The organism is Pseudomonas sp. BCA17 (assembly GCF_004519405.1).
Taxonomy (GTDB): domain Bacteria; phylum Pseudomonadota; class Gammaproteobacteria; order Pseudomonadales; family Pseudomonadaceae; genus Aquipseudomonas.
The window spans coordinates 377,930-400,882 of the sequence record NZ_SGWI01000001.1; the positions used below are offsets into that span (position 1 = coordinate 377,930).

Annotated in this window: 20 protein-coding genes; 12 read left to right on the plus strand and 8 right to left on the minus strand. The window is 60.8% G+C overall.

The window, feature by feature from the left end; translation table 11 throughout:
* Positions 1-97 precede the first annotated feature (97 nt).
* Complete coding sequence (locus tag EXW71_RS01600) at positions 98-1,693, minus strand: histidine kinase famiy protein (protein ID WP_134657306.1); 1,596 nt, start codon at positions 1,691-1,693, stop codon at positions 98-100.
* Positions 1,694-1,806: 113 nt separating this feature from the next.
* Complete coding sequence (locus tag EXW71_RS01605; protein ID WP_134657307.1) at positions 1,807-3,525, minus strand: hydrogenase maturation protein; 1,719 nt, start codon at positions 3,523-3,525, stop codon at positions 1,807-1,809.
* A gap of 254 nt (positions 3,526-3,779) precedes the next feature.
* On the opposite strand from EXW71_RS01605, the gene EXW71_RS01610 reads away from it, so the two are divergent.
* The gene (locus EXW71_RS01610; protein ID WP_134657308.1) at positions 3,780-4,790 is read left to right on the plus strand and encodes an aldo/keto reductase; all 1,011 of its coding nucleotides are present in this window, start codon (positions 3,780-3,782) and stop codon (positions 4,788-4,790) included.
* Between the two features lie 116 nt (positions 4,791-4,906).
* The gene (locus EXW71_RS01615) at positions 4,907-5,818 is read left to right on the plus strand and encodes a LysR family transcriptional regulator (protein WP_134657309.1); all 912 of its coding nucleotides are present in this window, start codon (positions 4,907-4,909) and stop codon (positions 5,816-5,818) included.
* 2 nt (positions 5,819-5,820) lie between these two features.
* Here EXW71_RS01615 and EXW71_RS01620 read toward each other — a convergent pair whose 3' ends face one another.
* On the minus strand, positions 5,821-6,372 hold the full coding sequence (locus EXW71_RS01620; RefSeq protein WP_134657310.1) for a GNAT family N-acetyltransferase: 552 nt from the start codon (positions 6,370-6,372) through the stop codon (positions 5,821-5,823).
* A gap of 168 nt (positions 6,373-6,540) precedes the next feature.
* On the opposite strand from EXW71_RS01620, the gene EXW71_RS01625 reads away from it, so the two are divergent.
* From EXW71_RS01625 to EXW71_RS01640, 4 genes are all read left to right on the plus strand, one after another.
* The gene (locus EXW71_RS01625) at positions 6,541-7,137 is read left to right on the plus strand and encodes a 2OG-Fe(II) oxygenase (RefSeq protein WP_134657311.1); all 597 of its coding nucleotides are present in this window, start codon (positions 6,541-6,543) and stop codon (positions 7,135-7,137) included.
* Entirely contained in the window at positions 7,130-7,402 is a 273-nt protein-coding gene (locus tag EXW71_RS01630; protein ID WP_134657312.1) for an Ada metal-binding domain-containing protein, read from the plus strand. Before EXW71_RS01625 ends, EXW71_RS01630 begins: the two co-directional genes overlap by 8 nt.
* 4 nt (positions 7,403-7,406) lie before the next feature.
* On the plus strand, positions 7,407-8,129 hold the full coding sequence (locus tag EXW71_RS01635; protein ID WP_134657890.1) for a 2OG-Fe(II) oxygenase: 723 nt from the start codon (positions 7,407-7,409) through the stop codon (positions 8,127-8,129).
* A 117-nt stretch (positions 8,130-8,246) separates the two neighbouring features.
* The gene (locus EXW71_RS01640) at positions 8,247-8,852 is read left to right on the plus strand and encodes a cysteine hydrolase (protein ID WP_134657313.1); all 606 of its coding nucleotides are present in this window, start codon (positions 8,247-8,249) and stop codon (positions 8,850-8,852) included.
* Positions 8,853-8,917: 65 nt separating this feature from the next.
* Here EXW71_RS01640 and treS read toward each other — a convergent pair whose 3' ends face one another.
* Together treS and EXW71_RS01650 are read right to left on the minus strand one after the other, a co-directional pair.
* Positions 8,918-10,984, minus strand: a complete 2,067-nt coding sequence (treS, locus tag EXW71_RS01645) for a maltose alpha-D-glucosyltransferase (RefSeq protein WP_134657314.1) — start codon at positions 10,982-10,984, stop codon at positions 8,918-8,920.
* A gap of 85 nt (positions 10,985-11,069) precedes the next feature.
* Positions 11,070-11,828 carry an AraC family transcriptional regulator gene (locus EXW71_RS01650; protein WP_134657315.1) on the minus strand — a complete coding sequence of 253 codons (759 nt, stop codon included), beginning with the start codon at positions 11,826-11,828 and terminating at the stop codon, positions 11,070-11,072.
* Between the two features lie 186 nt (positions 11,829-12,014).
* Between EXW71_RS01650 and EXW71_RS01655 the strand changes: the two genes are divergently transcribed.
* Genes EXW71_RS01655 through EXW71_RS01675 form a run of 5 tightly spaced genes read left to right on the plus strand, consistent with a single transcriptional unit; the run spans position 12,015 to position 18,454 of the window.
* Positions 12,015-13,640, plus strand: a complete 1,626-nt coding sequence (locus EXW71_RS01655) for an APC family permease (RefSeq protein WP_134657316.1) — start codon at positions 12,015-12,017, stop codon at positions 13,638-13,640.
* An 11-nt stretch (positions 13,641-13,651) separates the two neighbouring features.
* Positions 13,652-14,578: a 4-hydroxyproline epimerase gene (locus tag EXW71_RS01660; RefSeq protein WP_134657317.1), complete on the plus strand. Its 927-nt coding sequence runs from the start codon at positions 13,652-13,654 to the stop codon at positions 14,576-14,578.
* A 34-nt stretch (positions 14,579-14,612) separates the two neighbouring features.
* Positions 14,613-15,560 carry a dihydrodipicolinate synthase family protein gene (locus EXW71_RS01665; protein ID WP_134657318.1) on the plus strand — a complete coding sequence of 316 codons (948 nt, stop codon included), beginning with the start codon at positions 14,613-14,615 and terminating at the stop codon, positions 15,558-15,560.
* Between the two features lie 59 nt (positions 15,561-15,619).
* Positions 15,620-17,191, plus strand: a complete 1,572-nt coding sequence (locus EXW71_RS01670) for an aldehyde dehydrogenase (NADP(+)) (protein WP_134657319.1) — start codon at positions 15,620-15,622, stop codon at positions 17,189-17,191.
* 3 nt (positions 17,192-17,194) lie between these two features.
* Positions 17,195-18,454 (plus strand): FAD-binding oxidoreductase, encoded by a 1,260-nt coding sequence (locus EXW71_RS01675; RefSeq protein WP_134657320.1) that lies wholly within the window; start codon positions 17,195-17,197, stop codon positions 18,452-18,454.
* 21 nt (positions 18,455-18,475) lie between these two features.
* Here the strand turns inward: EXW71_RS01675 and EXW71_RS01680 are convergent, their stop codons facing one another.
* Both EXW71_RS01680 and EXW71_RS01690 read right to left on the minus strand, forming a co-directional pair.
* Positions 18,476-19,486: a GlxA family transcriptional regulator gene (locus EXW71_RS01680; protein ID WP_134657321.1), complete on the minus strand. Its 1,011-nt coding sequence runs from the start codon at positions 19,484-19,486 to the stop codon at positions 18,476-18,478.
* Between the two features lie 369 nt (positions 19,487-19,855).
* Positions 19,856-20,464, minus strand: a complete 609-nt coding sequence (locus EXW71_RS01690) for a LysE family translocator (RefSeq protein WP_134657323.1) — start codon at positions 20,462-20,464, stop codon at positions 19,856-19,858.
* A gap of 351 nt (positions 20,465-20,815) precedes the next feature.
* Between EXW71_RS01690 and EXW71_RS01700 the strand changes: the two genes are divergently transcribed.
* On the plus strand, positions 20,816-22,024 hold the full coding sequence (locus tag EXW71_RS01700) for an MFS transporter (RefSeq protein WP_134657324.1): 1,209 nt from the start codon (positions 20,816-20,818) through the stop codon (positions 22,022-22,024).
* Positions 22,025-22,162: 138 nt separating this feature from the next.
* On the opposite strand, the gene EXW71_RS01705 is transcribed toward EXW71_RS01700, so the two are convergent.
* Positions 22,163-22,621: an Hsp20 family protein gene (locus EXW71_RS01705; protein WP_123718483.1), complete on the minus strand. Its 459-nt coding sequence runs from the start codon at positions 22,619-22,621 to the stop codon at positions 22,163-22,165.
* Between the last annotated feature and the right edge of the window lie 332 nt (positions 22,622-22,953).

A 22,953-nucleotide genomic window follows, 5' to 3' on the forward strand; every position in this document is an offset into this window, starting at 1 on the left:
GCCACCCATACAAAACAGGCGCTGGGGGGGGTCGAAAGCGCAAGCACCTGCCCGTTTCGGTTAGATCTACGCGACTGCGGTCATTCCAGACAGCACATCAAACGCCCCCGGGGGAATCAAGGATCTGCCTGACTTTACGGGCGAGGTCATGTGGCAGATACGGCTTGGAGATCACCTCGAACTCCGATCCGCCGACGTCTGTACGCTCGATGGAGTTCTCTGCGTACCCAGTGGTCAGCAACACCTTGGTACTGGGCATTCGCCGCCTGACCTCTCTTGCCAACATTACCCCATTCATCCCTCCGGGCATGATCAGGTCGGTGAACAGAAGGTCGTACTTTTCACCCGCTTCATATCGCTTCAGCGCTTCGCGTGCATTGAGCGATATTTCAGTGGTGTACCCATAATCCTCAAGCACCATCTTGGCGAGCTCTGCCACGTCCGGCCGATCCTCAACAATGAGTACCCTCTCGGAGCCATCCTGGTTGTCGGATTTGAGCCTGAGTTCATCGGGAGAAACAGAGGCGCTGTCCACTGGAAAGTACAAACGAAGCGTTGTGCCAATCCCCTCCTCCGAGTAGATCCGCGCGGCCCCGCCAGACTGTTTGGCAAATCCATACACCATCGATAGACCCAGGCCCGATCCCTTGCCCTCATCTTTGGTGGTAAAGAAAGGGTCCATCACTCGATCACGGATAGCCGCGGGCATGCCGATACCATTGTCGGTGACAGATAAGCTCACGTAGGAGCCAGGCAGCAAGCCATCATAGGAAGTTGCCAGGTCTTTGATCACGACATTGCGCGTCTCAACGAAAACCTTTGGATCATTGCGTCCGATCAACGCATCCCGGGCATTTATGAAAATGTTGAGCAGCGCCATTTCTGCCTGAGAGGGATCAATCCGGCAGTTTTTCAGCGACTCGTCCAGATCAGACTCGACTTTAACTGCGCTGCCAAAAGTGCGTTCTATTAAAGGCTCTACCGAATGCACGAGCGCATTTAAATTCAAAACCCGTCCCTGTAGCTTCTGCTTGCGGGAAAACGCCAACAGTTGCTTTGTAAGCGTGCTGGCTTTTTCCACTGCAGACTTGGCATGGAACGCGCTTCGCTTGATTCGCTCCAAGCTCGGCTCAGGCTTTTCGACGGCGCTGCCAATCAACTCTACATAGCCGCCGATCACCTGCAGCAGATTGTTGAAGTCATGCGCAATACCACCTGTCAGTTGGCCCAGCGCCTCCATCTTCTGAGCCTGCCTCAGGCCTTCCTCAGCGTCACGGCGACGGCTGACGTCTAACTGCGATGCAAAAAAATAGATCAACTCGCCTTTTTCATTTTGAATAGGAGAAATGAAAAGCGCATTCCAGAAACTGCTTCCGTCTTTCTTATAGTTGAGAATTTCCGTCGAGAATTCCTGCTTGTTTTTTATTGCGTCCCTGAGGGAGTTCACAACCTCTGGATCAGTCTCGGCGCCTTGAAGAAAGCGGCAGTTTTTCCCGACAATCTCCTCATGCGCGTAACCGGTCATTTGCAGAAACGCCTGGTTGGCGAAAATGATCGGGTTGTCCGGTGCATTCGGATCGGTGACGATCATCGGCATACGAGTCGTTTCGACGGCAGCAAAAAATATATCTTTTGGATGGTTGGAAATATCTGCGGAAACGTTGTCGTCTACCCGAAGGGTCTTGTGTGGCATCGCGTGCCTCCAAGCAACATTGGAGATCGTAGGACCCCGCCGTCCGACCCAAATTCCCTTTTACAACGCTATTCAACCCGGCCTCACTACACGAGGCCGGGTCTTACACCCCATCAGGCAACCAGGACGCTCTCACGCGTCACTGCCCAGGGCGCAATCAAACGCTGCGGTGTCTGGCAGCTCTTGCGCTTGAATACGAAGTTGCTGCACTTCTGCGCAAACTGCTGGCGGTTGTGCACCATGTCCAACTCCATCTGGGCCAACTCGTGGTGACGGCAAAGCTCAATCTGTTCGAAATCCATAGCGGCCTTGCGCGCGCGATACGCAGCGTATTTTCCATCAGTCAACGCGCGCTTGGCCTCTTGCAGTAACCAGGCGCCGAACTCACTCGGGCAACGTGGGCCGATCTCCTGCACCATCCCGCATTGCCGCGCCTGGACGGCGCTGATCGGCAGGCATTCTTCGGTAAGTTTGTGCGCCTGTTCACTGCCGACCGCGCGAGGCAGGCTGTAGCTCCAGTACTCGGAACCGTACAGGCCCATGGTTTTGTAATGAGGGTTCAACACAACACCCGCACGAGCGAACACGATGTCGGCCGCCAGCGCCAGCATCACACCGCCCGCACCGGCACTGCCGGTCAGGCCACTGACCACCAGTTGCCGGGACGTCAGCAACTCCTGGCAAACATCGTCGATCGCCTGGATATTGGCCCAGGCCTCCAGCCCCGGCACAGGCGCGGCCTGGATGACATTAAGGTGCACGCCGTTGGAAAAACTCCCGCGCCCGCCCTTGATCAACAGCACCCGTGTATCGCGGGCCTTGGCCCAACGCAGTGCAGCGACAAGCCGCCCGCACTGTTCGGTGCTCATGGCACCGTTGTAGAACTCGAAGGTCAGTTCGCCAACATGATCGAACTCACGGTAGCGAATCGGTTGATAGGCCAACTCATTGCACTCCCGGCCGGCGATTGAACTGTCCAGCACCGGAACATCCACCAACAGCCCGGCCAGCACGTGGCGTGCCGGTAACTTGAAGGTCTCCTCCCCTGGCTGGGCCTTGCGCTTGAGCGAACCGATCCACACGCTCCGGTCGCCGGCGGCAACCAGCACTGCGTCGTCCTGAACCGCAAGAATCTCCCCCGGCAGGCCGCAGCGCGAATCCAGATGCGCGTCGTAGAGGTAATATTGCCCACCTGCGAGACTCGCCAGCACGCCAGGCTGCCCGTCGGCGGCGTCGATGCTGCGCTTGATGAACCGCGCGCAATCGTGCCAGCTGAAAGAGCGGTCGATCTGTTTCATATTCGGCTGCAAACGCCCGACGACATTGGGTTGCGTGTAATCGAGCGGTGTGGGCACGAAACCGCCGGCGAATTTTTCCACCACATCGCGAATGCAATAGATCGCCGCGTCACTCACCGCACCGTTGTACAACTCGGATTTGCGCACATCGCTGGGCATATCGAATTCAAACGTCGACCAGATCGGCCCCGCGTCCATTTCTTCCACCGCCTGCAGCGCCGTGACGCCCCAGCGGCTGACCTGCTGCGTGATGGCCCAGTCCAACGCACTGGCGCCGCGATCACCGACGATACCCGGATGAATGATCACAATCGGTCGATCCGGGTTGCTCCATAGCTGGCGTGGTACCCGGTCCTTGAGGAAGGGACAGATCACGAGATCCGCCGCCGACTCCTCAATTTGCCGGCACACCGTGGCTTCATCCGTGAACACCACCACGCTGGGGTCGTAACCCGATTGACGCAGGTCCAGCCAGGCACGCTGGGTCAAACCGTTGAACGCCGATGACAACAAGATGATCTTCATTGACCGCATGACGGACTCTTCCTTGAGAATGCGCGGCCAGTGGCATTCATTCAGCCTTCCCTGGCCTTTGATGGAGACGCCAGGGTAGAGCCAGAACCGGTGCGATCACCTGATCGAGATCAAGCTTGAGCCGGTTGCCGGAAGAGGCTTGTGCACGAAAGGTCTCAAGTCTGTCTAATTATGACTTGGACGGTCTTGGGAGGTGCGCCTTAGCATGGCCGCCATCGGAGTGATTACACGCTCCCCCTGCCAGGAAAATACCGATGAGCCTCAAATCCCTTATCGCCAACCCGCTGGGTTTTGGCACCGCGCCACTGGGCAATATGTTCCGCAACGTGCCACAGGCCGAAGTGCAAGCCACGGTCGATGCGGCCTGGAACAACGGCGTCCGTTATTTCGACACTGCACCGTTCTACGGTGCCGGCCTTTCCGAATCGCGATTGGGTGAGGCCTTGATGGGCCGCCCTCGCGACGAATACGTGCTGAGCAGCAAAGTCGGCCGGATCCTCCTCGATGAACTGGAAGACCCGGGTAGCCGTGAACTGGGCGAAAAGAGCGGCCTGTTCGAATACGGCAACCGCAACCGTATCGTCAATGACTACAGCGCCGACGCTACCTTGCGCTCGATTGAGGACAGCTTGCGCCGCCTGAAAACCGATCACCTGGATATTGTCTGGATTCATGACATCGCCCAGGACTTCTATGGTGACGAGTGGCTGGAGCGCTTCGAGACTGCGCGCAAAGGCGCGTTCCGCGTGCTGACTCGTCTGCGTGAAGAAGGCGTGATCAAGGCCTGGGGCCTGGGTGTAAACCGTGTCGAGCCAATCGAGTTGACCCTGGACCTGAACGAACCGCAACCCGATGGGTTCTTGCTGGCGGGCCGTTACTCGCTGCTGGACCACGACCGCGCCCTGCAACGCGTGATGCCGCAAGCGCTGGAGCAAGGTGTCGGCATTGTGGTGGGTGGCCCGTACAGCTCGGGTGTGACTGCCGGTGGAGAACACTTCGAATACCAGAAGGCGACCCAGCCGGTGCTGGACAAGCTTGAGCGCATGCGTGAAGCCGCCCGCGCCCACGGCGTCGACGTCAAGGCCGCGGCCCTGCAGTTTGCCCTGGCCCACCCGGCCGTGGTCGCGGCGATCCCCGGGGCCACGCGACCGCTGCACGCCAACGAGGACCACGCAGCACTGAGTGCGCGGATTCCCGCCGCGTTCTGGAACGCTTTGCGCCAACAAGGACTGATCAGCGCTCTGGCGCCTGTGCCAGCTGCTTGAAGTCACGCCATTGACAGGGTCGCCGACGCCTTGAGCGAAGGCGGCCCCTTTGCACGCGACGGCTGGTCAAGCCTGGAACACCCGAGTAAAAGGTAAGGCAATTCCCAGGAGGTACCATGCAAGATCTACGTCAGCTGCGCTATTTTGTCGCCGTCGCCGAATGCGAAAATGTCGGCCGCGCAGCGGAACAACTGCACATATCCCAATCGCCCCTGAGCCGGCAAATCGCCCAGCTCGAAGATCACCTCGGCCTGGCCTTGTTCGAACGACGCAACCAGCGGCTATTCCTCACCGCTGACGGGCGCACCTTCCTGTCCGAGGCCCGTGGGCTGCTCAAGCATGCCGAACGCCTGGAGTCCCTGGGCAAGCGCCTGGGACGTGGCGAGGAAGGTGGCCTGTGCATCGGCTACGTCAATCACGCCATCCATGCCGGCGTGTTGCCAGGCGCCGTGCGGGCAATCCGCGCCGAGCGCTCACAGATCCACATTGCGCTCTACAACATGACCCCACGCGAGCAGTTCGAGGGCCTGCGCCAACGCAGCCTGGACATCGCCCTGGTCTGCGAGCCTGCGCCCGAAAACGACCCTGACCTGCTCGCTCTCCCCGTGCTGAACGACCCCATGCTGCTGGCGATTCCAGCCGAACACCCGCTGGCGGCCAAGGCCGAACTCACCCCCGCCGACCTGCATGAACAGGAATGGATCATCACCGGGAGCCAGCCCGACCAGATCAATAAACGCGACGACTTCATCGCCCGATGCGCCGACGCCGGTTTCGTCCCGCGCTTGTCGCTGGAGGCGACCGACCCATTGAGCGTGCTCGGGCTGGTGTCCGCCGGACTGGGCCTGGCCATGGTGCAAAGCAGCCTGGCCAGCAGCGCAGGCCCGACGGTGGTGTTGCGTGAGCTGGACTGGTTCAAGCCCTGCGTACGGTTGTGGGCCGCGTGGCACCGGGTGGACCTGCGCCCGATCGTGAGGGTTTTCCGCGAGCAGGTCCTGGCACTGGCGGAGCAGCCAAGCCCAACCTGAGCTCAGGTATCGGTCACCGACTCCCGATGCTCAAACGTGGCGCGCTCGACTTTATAAAAGAAATTTTCCTGCGTGCCGTGGGCCAGTTGTTTGATTGACGAGTGGGAGAACTTCCCGCCGATTTTCTCCATGGCGCGTTGCGAACGAATATTCTGCGCCGCGATATGAAACCAGACCGTGTCGACCCACTGGAAGGCATGCCTGAGCATCAGGCGCTTGAGTTCCCCGTTCGCCCCACCGCCCCATTTTTCGCGGGCCAGAAAGGTGTAGCCGATCGCGACCTCGCGTGCCTTCTCGTTGAACTCGTAATAACGCGAGCTGCCGACCACCTGGTGGCTTGAACGGTCGATCACCACCAGCACACTGTCCGACATCAGTGCGTCTTTGAACCATTCGCGAAAGACCGCTTCCTGGTAACGCGTAGGGCTGGGGTGCTGAGCCCAGATCAAAGGGTCGGACGCGACGTGATACAGCGCCTCAAAATCCCCTGGCGCCAGTGGGCGCAGCTCAAGTGACGCGCCAACGATTGGCGCAGCGACAGGCAGCGATTGCATCCATGCTCTCCAGGATCTGAGCGTGCCCAGGCGGGGCACGAGATGTGGCTGATTAAACAGCGCTTGAACTTCCATCGCAAGAACCGGAGTTTTTGCCATGCCAGGGGCGCCCTATTCTGTTTTCACGGCGGCGACACCTGTAACTGCCTTCGAATGACTGGAGCCGGCATGCACCGAATCGACACCCTTGATTGGCACAGTATCCGTGTGGCACTCGACCAGGAAGGCTTTGTCGTGCTGCCTGGATTCCTCAGCCCGCCCGACTGGAAGCGTGAACACCACCCTGCGCTGCTGAACCGCCTCAGGCACGGGTTTTATGCGCCCCTGGCGCAGATCGCAAACCACTGGAACCTGATCGCCGAACGGCCATACGCGTTCCCGCTGCAACTCTGCGACGGCCGACGGGAGGAACCCTCGCAACTGTTGTGCTTGGGTGAAGACGAGTACCTGGAGCTTGGGCAGGATATAGCTGACGAACAGGGTTTTCCGTTTCAGTTGGTCGCGTTGCTGTCCGCTCCAGGCCAGGATTTCACCGGCGGCGAGCTTGTGCTGGTCGAGCAGCGGCCGAGGATGCAGTCACGCCCGATGGTGGTGCCCCTGCGCCTGGGGGATATCGCCATCACCACCACGGCGCAACGGCCGTTCAAAGGCAGCAAGGGCTACTACCGCGTCACGATGAAACGCGCTATCAGCCGGGTAAGAAGCGGCGAGCGGCTTGGGTTTTTCCTGAACTTTCACTGTGCAGCGGAGCGGGTCCATGGATGACCGGCGTGTCTGGATGCTATTGAGCCCAGCAGGTAATCCCTGCCCCAGTAGCCAACCGGGAACGCTGGGCGGCCATCGGCAGGGCAAACGTTACGGCAAGCTCGATTGCAGAGCGGCGCTGCAAGCGATCGCGCATGGAGGCTATGTGAAAAATCGCGTGTTCTTCCTCGACGAACCCAGCGCGATCGCCGCGGGCTATCGCCCTTGCGCCATCTGCATGCCTGCCGAATATCAGCAATGGAAACATCATGAAAACCCAAAATGACCTGATGCTCGAAAGCCCTCTCGTCTGTGGGGCCGACCTGGCCGACCTGGATTGGCAGGTGATTGAAGCGTCACTGATGACCAGCGGATTTGCGCGACTGCCGCTCTTGCTCACCCGCCACACATGCCAGGACTTGGCGGCGCTGTACGCCGATACCGACTGCTTTCGCAGCCGCATCATCATGGAGCGCCACGCCTTCGGCCGAGGTGAATACCAGTATTTCCGTTATCCCCTGCCAGCCCTCGTCGAAGACCTGCGAACCCGGCTGTACAGCCGCCTTGCGCCCATCGCCAACCGCTGGCACTCGGCATTGAAGGCAAGTCAACGGTTTCCCGAGACTCACAGCGCGTTCAAAGCCGTTTGTCATCAGGCCGGCCAATGCAGGCCCACACCGTTGATGCTGCGCTATCGGGAAAATGACTACACCTGCCTTCACCAAGACCTGTATGGCGAGCAGGTGTTTCCTTTTCAGGTGGTGTTTCTGCTGGATCAGCCGGGGCTGGATTTCGAAGGGGGCGAGTTCGTCCTCACCCAGACCCGCGCCAACCGGCCAGGCCAGGTTGAGGTCATCCCGCTCGAGCAAGGCCAGGCGGTCATTTTCGCGGTGAACAGCCGTCCGGCGCGTTCGGCCCGGGGGTTTTGCCGGGTGACGGTTCGCCACGGGGTAAGCCGGCTTCATCGTGGCGAACGCAGAACCCTCGGTATCATTTTCCACGATGCCAGATGAGTGGATGCCGATAGGTCGGGAGCAACTGCCCGCCAATAACGTTGCCAAAGGCAGCGGCAACGCTACCTATCGCCTACGATTAACCGCACCCTCCCCTCGAACGCCAGGAGACGCACCATGCACGCCCACAGCACGGCAATTGTCCTGATCGAATACCAGAACGATTTCACTACGCCCGGTGGCGTCTTCCACGACGCCGTGAAAGACGTGATGCACGCATCCAACATGCTGGCCAACACCGCCGCAACCATTGAACAGGCGCGCAAGCTCGGCGTGACCATCATCCACATGCCGATCCAGTTTGCCGACAGCTACCCTGAGCTGACCTTGCGCTCCTATGGGATTCTCAAAGGTGTCGTCGACGCAGGCGCGTTCCGTGCCGGTAGTTGGGGCGCGCAGATCACTGATGCCTTGAGCCGCGAACCTGGCGATATCCTGGTTGAGGGCAAGCGAGGGTTGGACGCGTTCGCCAGCACCGGCCTGGACCTGGTGCTGCGCAACAACGGCATCCAGAACCTGGTGGTCGCGGGATTCCTGACCAATTGCTGCGTCGAAGGCACGGTGCGCTCGGGTTATGAAAAAGGCTACGACGTGGTCACCCTGACCGATTGCACCGCGACATTCAGCGCAGAACAACAGCACGCAGCCGAAAGCTACACGCTGCCGATGTTTTCCCAGCCACTGCAACACACAGCGTTTCTGGCGGGGCTGAAAGCACAATAAACAAGGGGCGACTCATCAACGAGTCGCCCCCTGTTCAATAAACCAATCGCTCAGCGCTTCGGCACTCAAAGCATCGGTGTATGGCTGACCACCCGCAGCGCCAGGCCCTCGTAGGCATCCAGCGTGAGGGTGAATTCACCCTCGGCGGTGAGGTCGCCCTCGACCCGCTCGTTGATGATGTCTACCACCGGGCCCGGCGCGATATTGGGCAGGTGCAGGGTTTCGGTAATCGGCGTGGCACCGAAGTTGAGTGCCGTAATTTGCGTGCCCTTCCCCGCAGGCAGTTCGTGGACCATCACCAGCAAGCCTGGGTGCTGCACATCCGGCACCAGGATCTGGCGGCTGGCCGCGATGTCATAGGCACGGCGCACCGCAAGGATCTTTTGCAGTTGCGACGCAAACGACTCCGGATCCTGCAACTGTTCGTTCAGGTTGCCGTACAAGGTTCGCGCGCGCGGCATCTGCCCCGCCGACAACTCAGCGTCCGGGTTCAGGTCCACCAGGTCGTAGGCACCGCGATGGATCCAGCGGGTGTCGCCATCCGTCATCAGATGCGCCACCTGCTGCGCCGCCAATGGCAACGCACCCACCAGGTCCCAGCCTGACAAGGCGAACACCCCAGGTTGCATCGCGTTATACATCACCAACAACAGGTGTAGCTGGCGGATCTGCCTGATATCGGCAGCGGTGATCGCCTCCAGATCACGAATGCCCAGGGCGGCAGTGATGATGCTTGCCGTGGTACAGGACACCCCATTCGTCACGAACTTGAGGTTATACGGCGCCTGCTCGCCGGCCAGGCGCTCGTACATCTGCTCGCGGATGTGTTCGCGCAGGATGTTGCCGGGGAAGGTCTGGCCTTGATAGAGGTAAGTGTCATGGGCATGCAGGGTCCAGAAATGCACCAGTTCCAGGGTCAGTTCATCGTGGTTCTGTAACGCGTGGATCAGCGAGCCGGGGTCAATGCCCTGGCTGTGCATCTCGCGCAGCATCAGGCGCAAAAACTCCGTGTCACCCATCAGCAAAGCATGCTGATAGGCCGGCCGGGTGATGAAGTCATAGGACAGGTCCGCACCGCCGTGGGACATGGCGGCAATATCGTCCACGGTCAGGTTCAGTTCCTGGAAGCTGAACCCGCCCGCCTTGCGAATCGCACCACCCAGCAACTGGTTGCCGGTGACGGCCAGCGGATGGCTTTCCGACCAGGCGGTGCCATCGAGCCTGCGCTCCACCCCCAGGAAGCCGTTGGCGTCCAGGCGCAGGATCTTGGAGCCCATCACGTCGATGGCGTGCAAGGCGTCACCAATGATCATTTGTTGCGCGGCGAACGAAGGGTCCAGCCAGTTGAGGGACGGCTGGCCCTCCTTGAAGTAATGCAGGTACACCCAGCGCCGCGGCTTGCCGTCCACGCCCAGCACCACGGGCGTTGCGCTCCAGTCGGTTTCCTTCACCCCCGGCTCGAAGAAGATCACGCGTTGCAGTTGGCCGACGATGTAATGCTTGTCGCGCAATGCGTCGACCTGCGCCGGGCTGAGGTTCTGCGCATCGCGCCCTTCGGCGACCTCAGGCAGCAATGGCCAGTCTTCTTCGCGTATTTCCACCATGTGGTAAAGACCGGGATAATCTTCATAGGCCATCTCGGCCAGGCGAAAATCCGCGCCCTTGCCGGTGTGCGATGGGATGACGTCGTCAATCACCACCGCGTTGTGCGCCGCCGCCATGCGCGTCAATGCCTGCAACTGTGCCTCGGTGCCCAGTTGCGGATCGATCTCGAAGCTGATGCGGTCGAAATTGCCATCGATGGTCGGCGTGTGCCGGGTCCCCGAAAGCCCGCCGGACTTTTTCAACGGCCCGTTGTGAACGCCCTGAATGCCGATCTTCGACAGCGCGTGCCACAGGCTTTCATCCCCCAACGCCTCCAGCACCGTGCCGCCTTCGCGGGTCACAATCGACGCCGGGTACGCGGTGAACCATACAGACGACAACGCGGACGCATCACGGGGCCGGGTCTGCGCGTAGGGCTGCTGCCACAAGCGCCCCTGCCCCGAATAGAGCCTGGCCCGCTGCCGCGCCGCATGCAGCATCGATTGCTCAACCAGCCAGTTCACATGATCGTTGTCTGCCGCCGTCATAAGCCTGATACCTGTGTGGTGGAAAGGGTATTGGTAAGCATAGGAGGGTCAACGGCGGCCATTCGTTGCATTGCGATGGCGGCAACTATTGCAGCTGCCGATATTGGCGTGGGGTGAACCCGGTCGACGCCTTGAATTGGCGAGTGAATGCGCTGTGGTCGGTATAGCCGCATTGCAGCGCCACTTCAGTGATCGGTAATTCGCTGTGCAATAACCGATGGGCATGCTCCAGGCGTACTTTCTGGATCATCTGCCGTGGCGTCAGATGGAATACACGCTTGCAGTAGCGTTCCAGTTGCGCCACGGAAATCCCGGCGATACGCGTCAGTTCGCCCAAGGTGACGCGGCGGTTGAAATGCTGGCGGATGTACTCGTCCACGGCCGCCAGGCGTTGATACGCAGGGTGGGTTTCGCTGGCCGATTGCAGGTCGACGGAAATCCCGGCCAAGCCGATGATCCGCCCTTCCTGGTCATACAACGGCCATTTATGGGTCAGGCACCACCCCGGTTCGCGGGTGCCGTAGAGGTGCAACTCCAGTTGGTCATCCAGCACCAAGCCCTCCTCCAGCACACGCCGGTCCTGTTCGGTATAGCCCGGCCCGAGTTGCGCAGGGAAGACTTCGGCGCTGGTCTTGCCCAGCAGCGGTTGCAGCTGCTTGAGGCCGCAGCGCTGCACCAGCGTGTGGTTGGCGAGTACGTAACGGGCGTCGACATCCTTGATGAAAATCGCAGCATTGGGAATCACGTCCAACATCGGCAGCAGCTGCGCCATACCCGCCAGTAGCTGCTCGATGCTGTGTGGGCGTGCCCCTTGGAGAAGGGCCGTAAACGCGCTCTGCATCATGATTTCAACCGCCCGTTTGTGCTTTGACGCCGAGCAGATTGCGCCATGTTCGCACGGCTGTCGAGCGCGACAAATTGTGCCGAATTCGTCATCCACATCTGCGCAAAACATCAATCGCCGCCCGCGTGATGCGTTCAGGATAGCGCCACTGCATGCCTATCCAATAACTCACAAGAAGGCGCCGCCATGTCTGCTCAAGGCAAGTTCAAGAAACAACTTTCACTGATGGACCTCACCTTTATCGGGCTGGGCGCCATCTTCGGTTCGGGCTGGTTGTTTGCGGCCAGCCATGTGTCTGCAATCGCGGGTCCCGCAGGGATTTTCTCCTGGTTACTGGGTGGTTTCGCGGTGCTGCTGCTGGGCATTGTGTACTGCGAACTGGGTGCCGCGTTGCCCCGTGCCGGTGGTGTGGTGCGTTACCCCGTGTACTCCCACGGCCCGTTGCTCGGCTACTTGATGGGTTTTATCACGCTGATTGCGTTTTCCAGCCTGGTGGCGATTGAAGTGGTCGCCTCGCGCCAATATGCGGCGGCATGGTTTCCCGAGCTGACCAAGGCCAATTCCAGCGACCCGACCACCCTCGGCTGGCTGGTGCAGTTTGCTCTGCTGTGCCTGTTCTTCGTCCTCAACTACCGCAGCGTGAAGACCTTCGCCATCGCCAATAACCTGGTGAGCGTATTCAAGTTCATCGTGCCGTTGCTGGTGATCGGCGTGCTGTTCACCTTCTTAAAACCGGAAAATTTCCAGGTACATGGCTTCGCGCCCTTTGGCCTTTCGGGGATTGAAATGGCCGTGTCGGCCGGCGGTGTGATTTTTGCGTACCTGGGGCTCACGCCGATCATCTCGGTGGCCAGTGAAGTGAAAAACCCGCAACGCACGATTCCCATTGCGCTGATCCTTTCCGTATTGCTCTCCACCGCGATCTACGTATTACTGCAAACCGCGTTCCTCGGTGGTGTACCGACGCACATGCTCGCCGACGGCTGGGCCGGGATCAGCAAGCAGTTGGCGCTGCCTTATCGCGACATCGCCCTGGCACTGGGCGTGGGTTGGCTGGCGTACCTGGTGGTGGCCGACGCGGTGATCTCCCCCAGCGGCTGCGGCAATATCTACATGAACGCCACCCCACGCGTGGTGTATGGCTGGGCGCAGACCGGGACCTTCTTCAAGGTGTTCACGCGCATCGATGAAAAGTCCGGCATCCCGCGCCCGGCGCTGTGGCTGACCTTTGGCCTGTCGGTGTTCTGGACCCTGCCGTTTCCGTCCTGGGAAGCACTGATCAACGTAGTTTCCGCCGCCCTGATCCTCAGTTACGCGGTGGCCCCGGTAACCGTTGCCGCCCTGCGCCGCAACGCCCCGCACCTGGTGCGCCCGTTCCGCGTCAAGGGCATGGCGGTACTCGGCCCGCTGTCATTCATCATTGCCGCACTGATCGTGTACTGGTCCGGCTGGAGCACGGTGTCCTGGCTGCTTGGCCTGCAAATCCTGATGTTCGTGGTGTACCTGCTGTGCGCACGCTGGGTGCCGACCGCGCACCTGAACATCCGGCAGCAAGTGCGTTCGTCGGCGTGGCTGATCGGTTTCTACGCGCTGACCATCCTGCTCTCCAAGCTCGGCAGCTTCGGTGGCATCGGCGCGATCAGCCATCCATTCGACACGGTGGTCGTCGCGGCCTGCGCCTTGGGTATTTATTACTGGGGTGCCGCCACCGGTGTGCCTGCGCACCTCGTACGCCTGGAAAACGACGACGACGAAAGCGAAGCCGTCAGCGACACGCACTACAGCGCCCCACTGTCCCCGGCTACCCATTGATGGAGCTTGCCATGAAACAGTTGCACGTTATCGACTCCCATACCGGCGGCGAACCTACGCGCCTGGTCATGCACGGTTTTCCTGAGCTGGTCGGCGATACCCTCGCCGAAAAACTTGAATACCTGCGTACCCATCACGATCAATGGCGCCGCGCCTGTCTGCTGGAACCCCGTGGCAACGACGTGCTGGTCGGTGCGTTGTATTGCGAGCCGAGCACACCCGGCGCGACGTGCGGGGTGATCTTCTTCAATAACGCCGGCTACCTCGGCATGTGCGGCCACGGCACCATCGGCCTGGTGGCCTCGCTGCACTACCTGGGCCATATCGCGCCCGGAGTGCACCACATCGACACGCCGGTCGGCCCGGTCGCCGCCACTCTGCACGCAGACGGTGCCGTGACCCTGCGCAATGTGCCCGCCTATCGCTATCGCCAGGGCGTGCCCGTGGAGGTGCCTGGATATGGCGTCGTGCACGGCGACATTGCCTGGGGCGGCAACTGGTTTTTCCTGGTGTCGGACCACGGCCATACGCTGCAGATGGATAACGTCGACGCCCTGGGCGATTACACCCGGGCAATGCTCAAGGCCCTGCAGAGCCAGGGCATTTGCGGCGCAGACGGTGCAGTGATCGACCATATCGAACTGTTCGCCGACGACGCCCAGGCGCACAGCCGCAACTTCGTCATGTGCCCCGGCGGCGCTTACGACCGTTCGCCTTGCGGCACAGGCACCAGCGCCAAGCTCGCCTGCCTGGCCGCCGATGGAAAACTCGCCGTGGGTGAAACCTGGGTGCAAGCCAGCATCACCGGCAGCCAATTCGAAGGCCGTTATGAATGGGACGGCGAACACGTACGCCCCTTCATTACCGGCCGCGCCTATATGACCGCCGACAGCACCTTGCTGATCGACGCGCAGGACCCTTTCGCCTGGGGCATCTGAGCCCTCACCTCTTCAACTGAACGGAGCTAAAACAATGAGCGACAACATCTTCACCGGTTGTATCCCCGCACTGATGACCCCGTGCACCCCGGACCGCAAGCCGGACTTCGATGCGCTGGTTGCCAAAGGCCGCGAACTGATCGATATCGGCATGAGCGCCGTGGTGTATTGCGGCTCCATGGGCGACTGGCCGTTGCTCACCGAAGCCGAACGCCAGGAAGGCGTGGCACGCCTGGTGGCTGCCGGCGTACCGACCATTGTCGGCACCGGTGCGGTGAACAGCCGTGAAGCGGTGGCCCACGCGGCCCATGCGGCCAAGGTCGGCGCCCATGGCTTGATGGTGATTCCCCGCGTGTTGTCGCGTGGCGCCAGTGCCACCGCGCAAAAGGCCCACTTCGCGGCGATTCTCAAGGCGGCGCCCAACCTGCCGGCCGTGATCTACAACAGCCCTTACTACGGTTTCGCCACGCGTGCCGACCTGTTCTTCGAATTGCGCCGCGAACACCCGAACCTGATCGGCTTCAAGGAGTTCGGCGGTGCCGCCGACCTGCGTTATGCGGCGGAAAACATCACCTCCAAGGACGATGACGTCACCCTGATGGTGGGCGTCGATACCCAGGTGGTCCACGGTTTCGTCAACTGCAACGCCACCGGCGCCATCACGGGTATCGGCAACGCCCTGCCCCGGGAAGTGCTGCAACTGGTCGCCTTGAGCAAGCAGGCCGCCAAGGGCGATGCCAAGGCCCGACGCCAGGCCCGTGAACTGGAAGCGGCGCTGGCCGTGTTGTCCTCCTTCGACGAAGGCTGCGACCTGGTGCTGTATTACAAGCACTTGATGGTGCTCAACGGCGACCGGCAATACGCCCTGCACTTCAATGAAACCGACGTGCTCAGCGACGCCCAACGTCGTTATGCCGAAAACCAGTACGCACTGTTCCGCCAGTGGTACGCCAACTGGTCGGCCGAACAGAACGTCGCCTGACCTTTACGCGCCGCCGTGACGGCCACGGCGGCCAATCCCCCTTTTAGCAGGACGACTCCATGACTCTGACGGGCAGTATGCTGATCGGTCAGCACGCCGTTTCCGGCAATCGCGAAGCGATCCGGGCCATCAATCCCGCCACCCATACGCCACTGGAACCCGCCTACCACGGCGGCAGTGGCGAACACGTCGAACAGGCCTGCGCCCTGGCATGGGCTGCGTTCGACACGTACCGCGAAACCTCCCTGGAGGCTCGCGCCACGTTTCTCGAAAGCATTGCCGACCACATCGAAGCGCTCGGCGATGCACTGATCGAACGCGCCGTGGCCGAAACCGGCCTGCCGCCTCTGCGCATCCAAGGCGAGCGCGGCCGCACCTGCGGGCAATTGCGCACCTTCGCACGCACCGTGCGTGCCGGTGAATGGCTCGACGTGCGGGTGGACACTGCCCAGCCTGCGCGACAACCGCTGCCCCGGGCGGACCTGCGTCAACGCCATGTGCCGCTCGGACCGGTGGCCGTATTCGGTGCGAGTAATTTCCCGCTGGCATTTTCCGTGGCCGGCGGCGACACCGCCTCGGCCCTGGCGGCGGGATGCCCGGTGATCGTCAAGGCACACGGCGCCCATCCCGGCACCAGCGAGCTGGTCGGACGTGCGGTGGCCCAGGCGGTAAACGCCTGTGGTTTGCCCCCGGGCGTGTTTTCACTGCTGTACGGTTCGGGGCGTGAAGTAGGTATCGCCCTGGTCACCGACGCGCGAATCAAGGCCGTTGGCTTTACCGGTTCGCGCAGCGGTGGTCTCGCCTTGACCCAGGCGGCGCAGGCGCGGCCGGAGCCGATCCCGGTGTACGCTGAGATGAGTTCGATCAACCCGGTGCTGCTGTTTCCTGCGGCACTGCAAGCCCGCGCGCCCGCATTGGCTCAAGGGTTTGTGACCTCGTTGACCCAGGGTGCCGGGCAGTTTTGTACCAACACCGGCTTGGTGATCGCCACTGCCGGCGACGCGCTGGATCGCTTCGTCAGTGCGGCAAGCGCGCAGCTTCAGGAGTGCGCAGCCCAGACCATGCTCACACCCGGCATTTTCAACGCCTATGCAACCGGCGTGGCTGCGCTGGCGGAGCATGCACAGATCGCCGCGCAAGGTTTGGCGGCCACAGGCCCGAACCAAGGCCAGGCGCATCTGTTCATCACCCAGGCCGACGCCTTTCTAGCCAACGAGCAGCTGCAAGTGGAAGTATTCGGGGCCGCCTCGCTGCTGGTGGTGTGCGCCGACGACGAGCAAGTGCGCCAGGTGTGCGAGCATCTGGAAGGCCAGCTCACCGCTACCCTGCACCTGGATGAAGCCGACCTGGCAAGCGCCAAAGCCTTGCTGCCGTTGCTTGAACGCAAAGCCGGGCGCCTGTTGGTCAACGGCTGGCCAACCGGCGTAGAGGTCTGCGACGCCATGGTCCACGGCGGCCCATTCCCGGCGACCTCCGACGCGCGCAGCACTTCGGTGGGCACGGCGGGGATCCTGCGTTTTCTGCGCCCGGTGTGCTATCAGGACTTTCCGGACAGCCTGCTGCCCCGTGCACTTCAGCAGGCCAATCCGCTGCAACTGCGGCGCCTGCTCGACGGCCAGAGAGAGGTGTAGGCCATGTCCGCTTCCAACACGGCCGATATCGCCGTCGTCGGCGCCGGCATTATCGGCGTCGCCTGCGCCCTGCAACTGGCGCGTCAGGGCCGCCGCGTAGTGGTCCTCGACCCACAGGAACCGGGCATGGGTGCCTCCTATGGCAATGCCGGGCACCTGGCGACCGAGCAGGTGTTTCCGATTGCCGATGTGTCGATCCTCAAGCGTCTGCCGGCCATGCTGATGGACCCCATGGGCCCGCTGCGCCTGGACTGGAAATACCTGCCCCGCGCCCTGCCCTGGTTTGTGCGTCTGCTGTTGAACCTGCGCCCGTCCCGCTACCGGCGTACGGTGGCGGGCATTCGTGCGCTCAATGAGGCCAGCCTGGGAGCATGGCAGCGCTTGCTACATTCCATCGGGCAACCGCAGTTACTGCGTGAAGACGGCTCGCTGCTGGTGTATGAGCGCGCCGAGTCCCATGGGTCGATTGAGGCGTTGCGCGAGCGCATGCGGCAGCAGAACGTGGCGGTGCAATTCTGGTCAGGCGACGCGGTACGCCGGGCGGCGCCGCAATTGAGCGATGACATCCGCGGTGCACTGTTTTTTCCCGGCACAGGCCACTTTCTCGACCCCTTTCACGTGGTCGGCGAGCTGGTCAAGGCCACCAAGGCTCAAGGTGTGCAGTTCCTCAAGCAGCGCGTCATGGATGGGCGCATCGAGGGCGATGGTGTTTCGCTGATGACTGACCAGGGCGTGGTAACGGCACGCCAGGTGCTGATCGCCTGCGGTGCGCATTCGGCCCGGCTCACCGCTGCGCTGACCGGCAAAAAAGTCCCGCTGGACACCGAACGTGGCTATCACCTGATGCTGCCCCACGAACGGGACCGCCTGCCCTTCGCAGTCACGTCCTTTGAACGCAAGTTCATCATGACGCCCATGGCCGGTGGCTTGCGCCTGGCCGGTACCGTGGAGTTCGCCGGGCTGGATCGCCCGGCGAATATGCAGCGCGCCTGGCAATTGCATCGCTTGAGCCAGGGCTTGTTTCGCCAGGACCTGAGTACGCAGGACGCCACGCCCTGGATGGGCTTTCGGCCGTCCCTGCCCGACTCCTTGCCGATCATTGATCGCGTCTGCGACGGCAAGGTACTGCTTGCGTTCGGCCATCAGCATCTGGGGCTGACGCAGGCGGCCGTCACAGCGCAAATGGTTGCGCAGTTGCTCGTAACCGATACCGCGCAGCCTCCTTTGCCGGAACTCGCCCCGTACCGGCTGGAGCGTTTTTGAAGCGTCACTCGCAGCGGCTGGCTACTTGACCAGCCGCTTCTCTTTCGACGGCCTGTACCCGAAGTAGGCGCTGTAGCACTTGCTGAAATGACTCGGCGACACAAACCCGCACGCCACCAGCACATCTACTTGTGACAACTCGGTGTGCTGCAACAGACGCCGCGCCTCCGTCACCCGCAACTCCATGTAATAGCGTTGCGGTGTGGTGCCCAACTGCTCCTTGAACAAACGCTCCAGCTGGCGTCGGGAACGGCCGGCATACACCGCCAGTTGGTCCAGTTCGAGAGGTTCCTCCAGGTTGGCGTCCATCAGTTTCACCACTTCGCGCAACGGCGCACTGACGCAGACGTTCTCCGTGGGTTTGATCCGGCGATAGCGCGACTCTTCGAACGCCAGGATGTCTTCGATCCCTTCGACCAAGGCCTTGCCGTGCAGGCTCTTGATCCAGTCGAGCGCCATATGGAAGGCGCCCGATGGGCTGGAGGCGGTCAGACGGTCGCGGTCGATCACGTAGGGCTCGCTCGTGACCTGGGCCGCCTTGGAGACCTCCGCCAGCGCCGGGCGATGTTCTGGGTGAATGGCGCAGCGATAACCGTCGAGCAGCCCCGCGCGCCCCAGGAACCAAGCGCCGTTCCACAGGCCGGCGAGCCCAATGCCTTGTTCGTCGGCGGCATGCAATAGTTGTATCAACTCTTCGCCCGCTTTGAGCTCGGTACGGAAACCGCCACAGATCACCAAGAGATCCAGATCCTGCAATGCCGAAGATTGCAGGGGCGCATCGGGGCGGATCACCAGGCCCAGGTCACTGATGACCTCGGCATCGCTGAAGCCGAAAGTACGCGTGGAAAACAGCTCGGGCCGCAACAGGTTGGCGGTGATCAGGGTATCGAGCGCCTGGGTGAATGCAGGCAGGGAGAAGTGCTCAAGCAACAAAAAGCCGACGCGGGTGCGCGGCGACGGCTGTTGGGAGGAATCATTGAGGTAGCGCAGGTTCTTGCCTTTCATGCCACCGCTGAACTGACGTCTTTCCATCGAGGCTCGGCCCACTTTTTATTGTCGAATGCTGTGGGCGACATCTTAGAGGATTGGTGCAGCAAAGCGGCGAAAACGTGGCATGCGGTGCTGATCTTGATAAACACCACCCATTCCCAAGCCCGCGCCCGTGCAGACGCGGCCTCATCTGATACGGTTTTTTCTTTATCATCTGCGTCTGTATCGAAATCTGCCTCGGGCGGACAATTGCCTCACTCCCGACACCCTTGTCGAGCCTGGCAGGCAGGTGCCTGCCGTTCCCTTCCCTTCGGAGGCGTTATGACCAAGATGGCACTTTTCCTATTCGGTTTTCTGGTGCTGACCATCGGCATCGGCATGCTGGCGACCATATCGCCGGTTTAATGCCGTTCAGCTGCCCGCGAGCATCGGATACAACGACACCACCAACAACGCAGCCATCACCCCGTTGAACAACCGCAACCAGCGCGGCTCGCGCAACACATTGCGCAAGCCGCTGCCACAGCCCACCCAGAGGCACACGCTGGGCAAGTTGACCACGGCAAACACCAGGGCGATCACCAGCACATTGGTGACATAGCCCTCAGCTGGCGTATAGGTGGTGATTGCGCCCAACGCCATGATCCACGCCTTGGGGTTAACCCATTGAAACACCGCTGCCGCCAGGAACGTCATGGGTTTGCCCTGCTCGTCACTGCTGTCGGACATACCGGCGGAAGTCGCAATCTTCCAGGCCAGGTACAGCAAGTAGGTCGCGCCCACATAGCGCAACAGCGTGTAGGCCCATGGGAACAACTTGAACACTTCGCCCAGGCCCAGCCCGACCGAAATCACCAACACCATGAAGCCGACGCTGATCCCCAGGGCGTGGGGCATCGACCGGCGAAACCCGAAGTTCACCCCCGACGCCAGCAACATGGTGTTGTTGGGGCCAGGGGTAATCGAGGACACGAAAGCGAACAGCACAAAGGCTGACAGCAGGCTGGTGGAAATGAACATGGCGCGGCATCCTGGCGATGTGTATGCCTGCGACAGTAGTGGGTTTGCGCCCCTGGCGCCCCGTACAGCTAAGGATGGATCCAGGAATACACTTTGGCGGTGTTGAGGAACTGCGGCAGCGGGCGGAACCGTATGCCGTTCCCTCCTTTTTGGCGCGACTGTAACGCTGGGAAGGGGCGCAAAAAAAATCACGCATGGGTTAAGTTATGCCGATTGGGCACGTCGTGGCATCCAAGGCCCGCGCCCGACGTGCTCGCTCCGGTGTCACGGCGACACTCCAGGCGATGAAACACGCCGGTTTTTTTGAGCAGCGAGCGCACAGGGAATTGTTCAGCATGGAGGGACTGATTGATGCCTGAGATAACCGATCGCACTAGCCAGGCAACCAAAGTCGCCGCCGTCGCACTGCTCATGACCATGGTCATGCTGGGCGTATTCCCGATCGACGTGCTCCTGCCCTCGTTCCCAGCGCTGTCAGTGCACTTCAGCACCACGCCATCGGACATTGCATTGTCCGTCAGCGTGTTCGCTATCGGTATCTCGCTCTCGCAATTGCTGATCGGCCCCTTGTCTGACGCACTTGGTCGCAAGAATCTGCTGCTGGGCGGCATGGCCGTTTCGGTGGTGGGTGCCTTGGGCTGCGTCTGGGCCACGGACTACGCTGCCTTTCTGATATTTCGCGTCACCCAGGCGATAGGTTGCGGTTGTTTTGTATTGTCCCAGGCGTTGGTGCAGGACCTGTTCGTGGGCAAGGAGCGTGACCGGTTGCGCATCCTGATGGTGACGGCCAGCGGGATCTTCATTTCGATCTCGCCGCTGGTGGGCACCGTGCTGCAACAGTGGCTGGACTGGCAGGGCAGCTTTTATGTGTTCGCCGCGATTGCCATCGTGGTGTTTATCAAGGCAAGTGTGTCGCTGCGCAACCCACCAGCCCTGAATGCGGGGGCGAACCTCAATATCTTCAAAACCTACGGGCAGTTGTGTCGCCACTTCAATTTCATCGCGTACTGGGTGATCTGCGCCATTGTGTTTGCCTGCCATTTCTCGTTTATCGTGGTCTCGCCCCTGGTATTCATTGAACAGTTGCACATGAGCAGCTACGAGTTCTCGCTGATGTTGCTGCTCTATGGTGCGGCTTACGTCATGGGCGGCGTGCTCGCCGGTGTACTCAACAAACGCCTGGAATCGGCAACGCAAATAAACACCGGCTTGTGCCTTATTTTCCTGGCGGGGGTGACGATGATGCTGTTGGCAAACCTCTACGGCCTAACGCCCCTAACCGTGCTGGTGCCCATGATGATCTGCACGGCAGGCACGACCATCACGCGGCCCGCCGCGACATCCAGAGCGATGGAGCTGTTCCCGGACAACGCTGGGGCTTCGGCTTCGGCAGGTAATACAATTATTTTCATCGGCGGTGGGTTGATCAGTGCCCTGGTCAATCTCAGTCGTTATGACCTTCAAATGACGCTGGCCATCAGCTTCATTGTCCTGAGCGGTAGCGCGCTGCTTATCAACGAACGCATCAATCGGGCGGCCAGGATACAAAGCCTGGCGTGATGCGCGGTTGACCGGTACACAGCGCATCGCCAATGGTCTGGAAACAGAGGCGTCCGGGAACCGCTGACGTTTCATCGTTGCGATGCCACAAACACAAAAAAAGGCGCTCCTGAGAGCGCCTTTTTTATTACCGCTTGCTTACTGCACACTTACCTCACGCAGGTCGGTATCTTTACCGCCACCAATCGTGATGCGTTTAGGCTTGGCCTCTTCAGGCACCACACGCAACAAGTCAATGCTTAACAGCCCGTTGTTCATCGAAGCGGCGCGCACCTCGATATGATCCGCCAGGCGGAACGACAACCGGAATGCCCGTTGCGCAATGCCCTGGTGCAGATAGGTGACTTCTTTCTCGGTTTCGCGCTTGTCACCCACGACTGTCAAGACGCCCTTCTCGACCTGAATATCCAGATCCGCTTCAGTGAGTCCGGCTACAGCAATGACAATGCGATATTCATCATCACCGTGCTTTTCCACGTTATGAGGCGGATAGGTGTTTGGAGCCTCGCTGCGCAGCGCCGACTCAAACAGGTCATTGAAGCGATCGAAGCCCACGGATTGACGGAACAATGGGGCCAGCGAAAGGGTAGTAGCCATCTCGAAATCTCCTGATTAAATCCAAGTGATTAAGTGCGCGACCCGCATTCGGCGTCGCGTGATGAAAATTTATGTACGCCAAAAAAAATTTCAAGAGGGCAGAAAAATTTTTTTACACACCGACTCAGCGTTGGTTGGAGGCCATAGATCTGGGTGTCTGGGGACCGTTGCGATTGCCGCACCGGATAAACTCCGCAGGCACAAAAAAGCCCCGCAACCTGATGGTTGCGGGGCTTTAGACAGTGGAGGTAGAGGTCGGAATCGAACCGACGCAGACAATCACTAAAGGCCGTATTCGGCTTTCTCTGTGGCGTCACGCTGAAACAGCGGTA

Excerpts from the sequence above, each read along its gene's own strand:
- EXW71_RS01600 (WP_134657306.1), bottom strand. The coding sequence starts at position 1,693 with ATGCCACACAAGACCCTTCGGGTAGACGACAACGTTTCCGCAGATATT.
- EXW71_RS01605 (WP_134657307.1), bottom strand. The coding sequence starts at position 3,525 with ATGCGGTCAATGAAGATCATCTTGTTGTCATCGGCGTTCAACGGTTTG.
- EXW71_RS01610 (WP_134657308.1), top strand. The coding sequence starts at position 3,780 with ATGAGCCTCAAATCCCTTATCGCCAACCCGCTGGGTTTTGGCACCGCG.
- EXW71_RS01615 (WP_134657309.1), top strand. The coding sequence starts at position 4,907 with ATGCAAGATCTACGTCAGCTGCGCTATTTTGTCGCCGTCGCCGAATGC.
- EXW71_RS01620 (WP_134657310.1), bottom strand. The coding sequence starts at position 6,372 with ATGCAATCGCTGCCTGTCGCTGCGCCAATCGTTGGCGCGTCACTTGAG.
- EXW71_RS01625 (WP_134657311.1), top strand. The coding sequence starts at position 6,541 with ATGCACCGAATCGACACCCTTGATTGGCACAGTATCCGTGTGGCACTC.
- EXW71_RS01630 (WP_134657312.1), top strand. The coding sequence starts at position 7,130 with ATGGATGACCGGCGTGTCTGGATGCTATTGAGCCCAGCAGGTAATCCC.
- EXW71_RS01635 (WP_134657890.1), top strand. The coding sequence starts at position 7,407 with ATGCTCGAAAGCCCTCTCGTCTGTGGGGCCGACCTGGCCGACCTGGAT.
- EXW71_RS01640 (WP_134657313.1), top strand. The coding sequence starts at position 8,247 with ATGCACGCCCACAGCACGGCAATTGTCCTGATCGAATACCAGAACGAT.
- treS (WP_134657314.1), bottom strand. The coding sequence starts at position 10,984 with ATGACGGCGGCAGACAACGATCATGTGAACTGGCTGGTTGAGCAATCG.
- EXW71_RS01650 (WP_134657315.1), bottom strand. The coding sequence starts at position 11,828 with ATGATGCAGAGCGCGTTTACGGCCCTTCTCCAAGGGGCACGCCCACAC.
- EXW71_RS01655 (WP_134657316.1), top strand. The coding sequence starts at position 12,015 with ATGTCTGCTCAAGGCAAGTTCAAGAAACAACTTTCACTGATGGACCTC.
- EXW71_RS01660 (WP_134657317.1), top strand. The coding sequence starts at position 13,652 with ATGAAACAGTTGCACGTTATCGACTCCCATACCGGCGGCGAACCTACG.
- EXW71_RS01665 (WP_134657318.1), top strand. The coding sequence starts at position 14,613 with ATGAGCGACAACATCTTCACCGGTTGTATCCCCGCACTGATGACCCCG.
- EXW71_RS01670 (WP_134657319.1), top strand. The coding sequence starts at position 15,620 with ATGACTCTGACGGGCAGTATGCTGATCGGTCAGCACGCCGTTTCCGGC.
- EXW71_RS01675 (WP_134657320.1), top strand. The coding sequence starts at position 17,195 with ATGTCCGCTTCCAACACGGCCGATATCGCCGTCGTCGGCGCCGGCATT.
- EXW71_RS01680 (WP_134657321.1), bottom strand. The coding sequence starts at position 19,486 with ATGGAAAGACGTCAGTTCAGCGGTGGCATGAAAGGCAAGAACCTGCGC.
- EXW71_RS01690 (WP_134657323.1), bottom strand. The coding sequence starts at position 20,464 with ATGTTCATTTCCACCAGCCTGCTGTCAGCCTTTGTGCTGTTCGCTTTC.
- EXW71_RS01700 (WP_134657324.1), top strand. The coding sequence starts at position 20,816 with ATGCCTGAGATAACCGATCGCACTAGCCAGGCAACCAAAGTCGCCGCC.
- EXW71_RS01705 (WP_123718483.1), bottom strand. The coding sequence starts at position 22,621 with ATGGCTACTACCCTTTCGCTGGCCCCATTGTTCCGTCAATCCGTGGGC.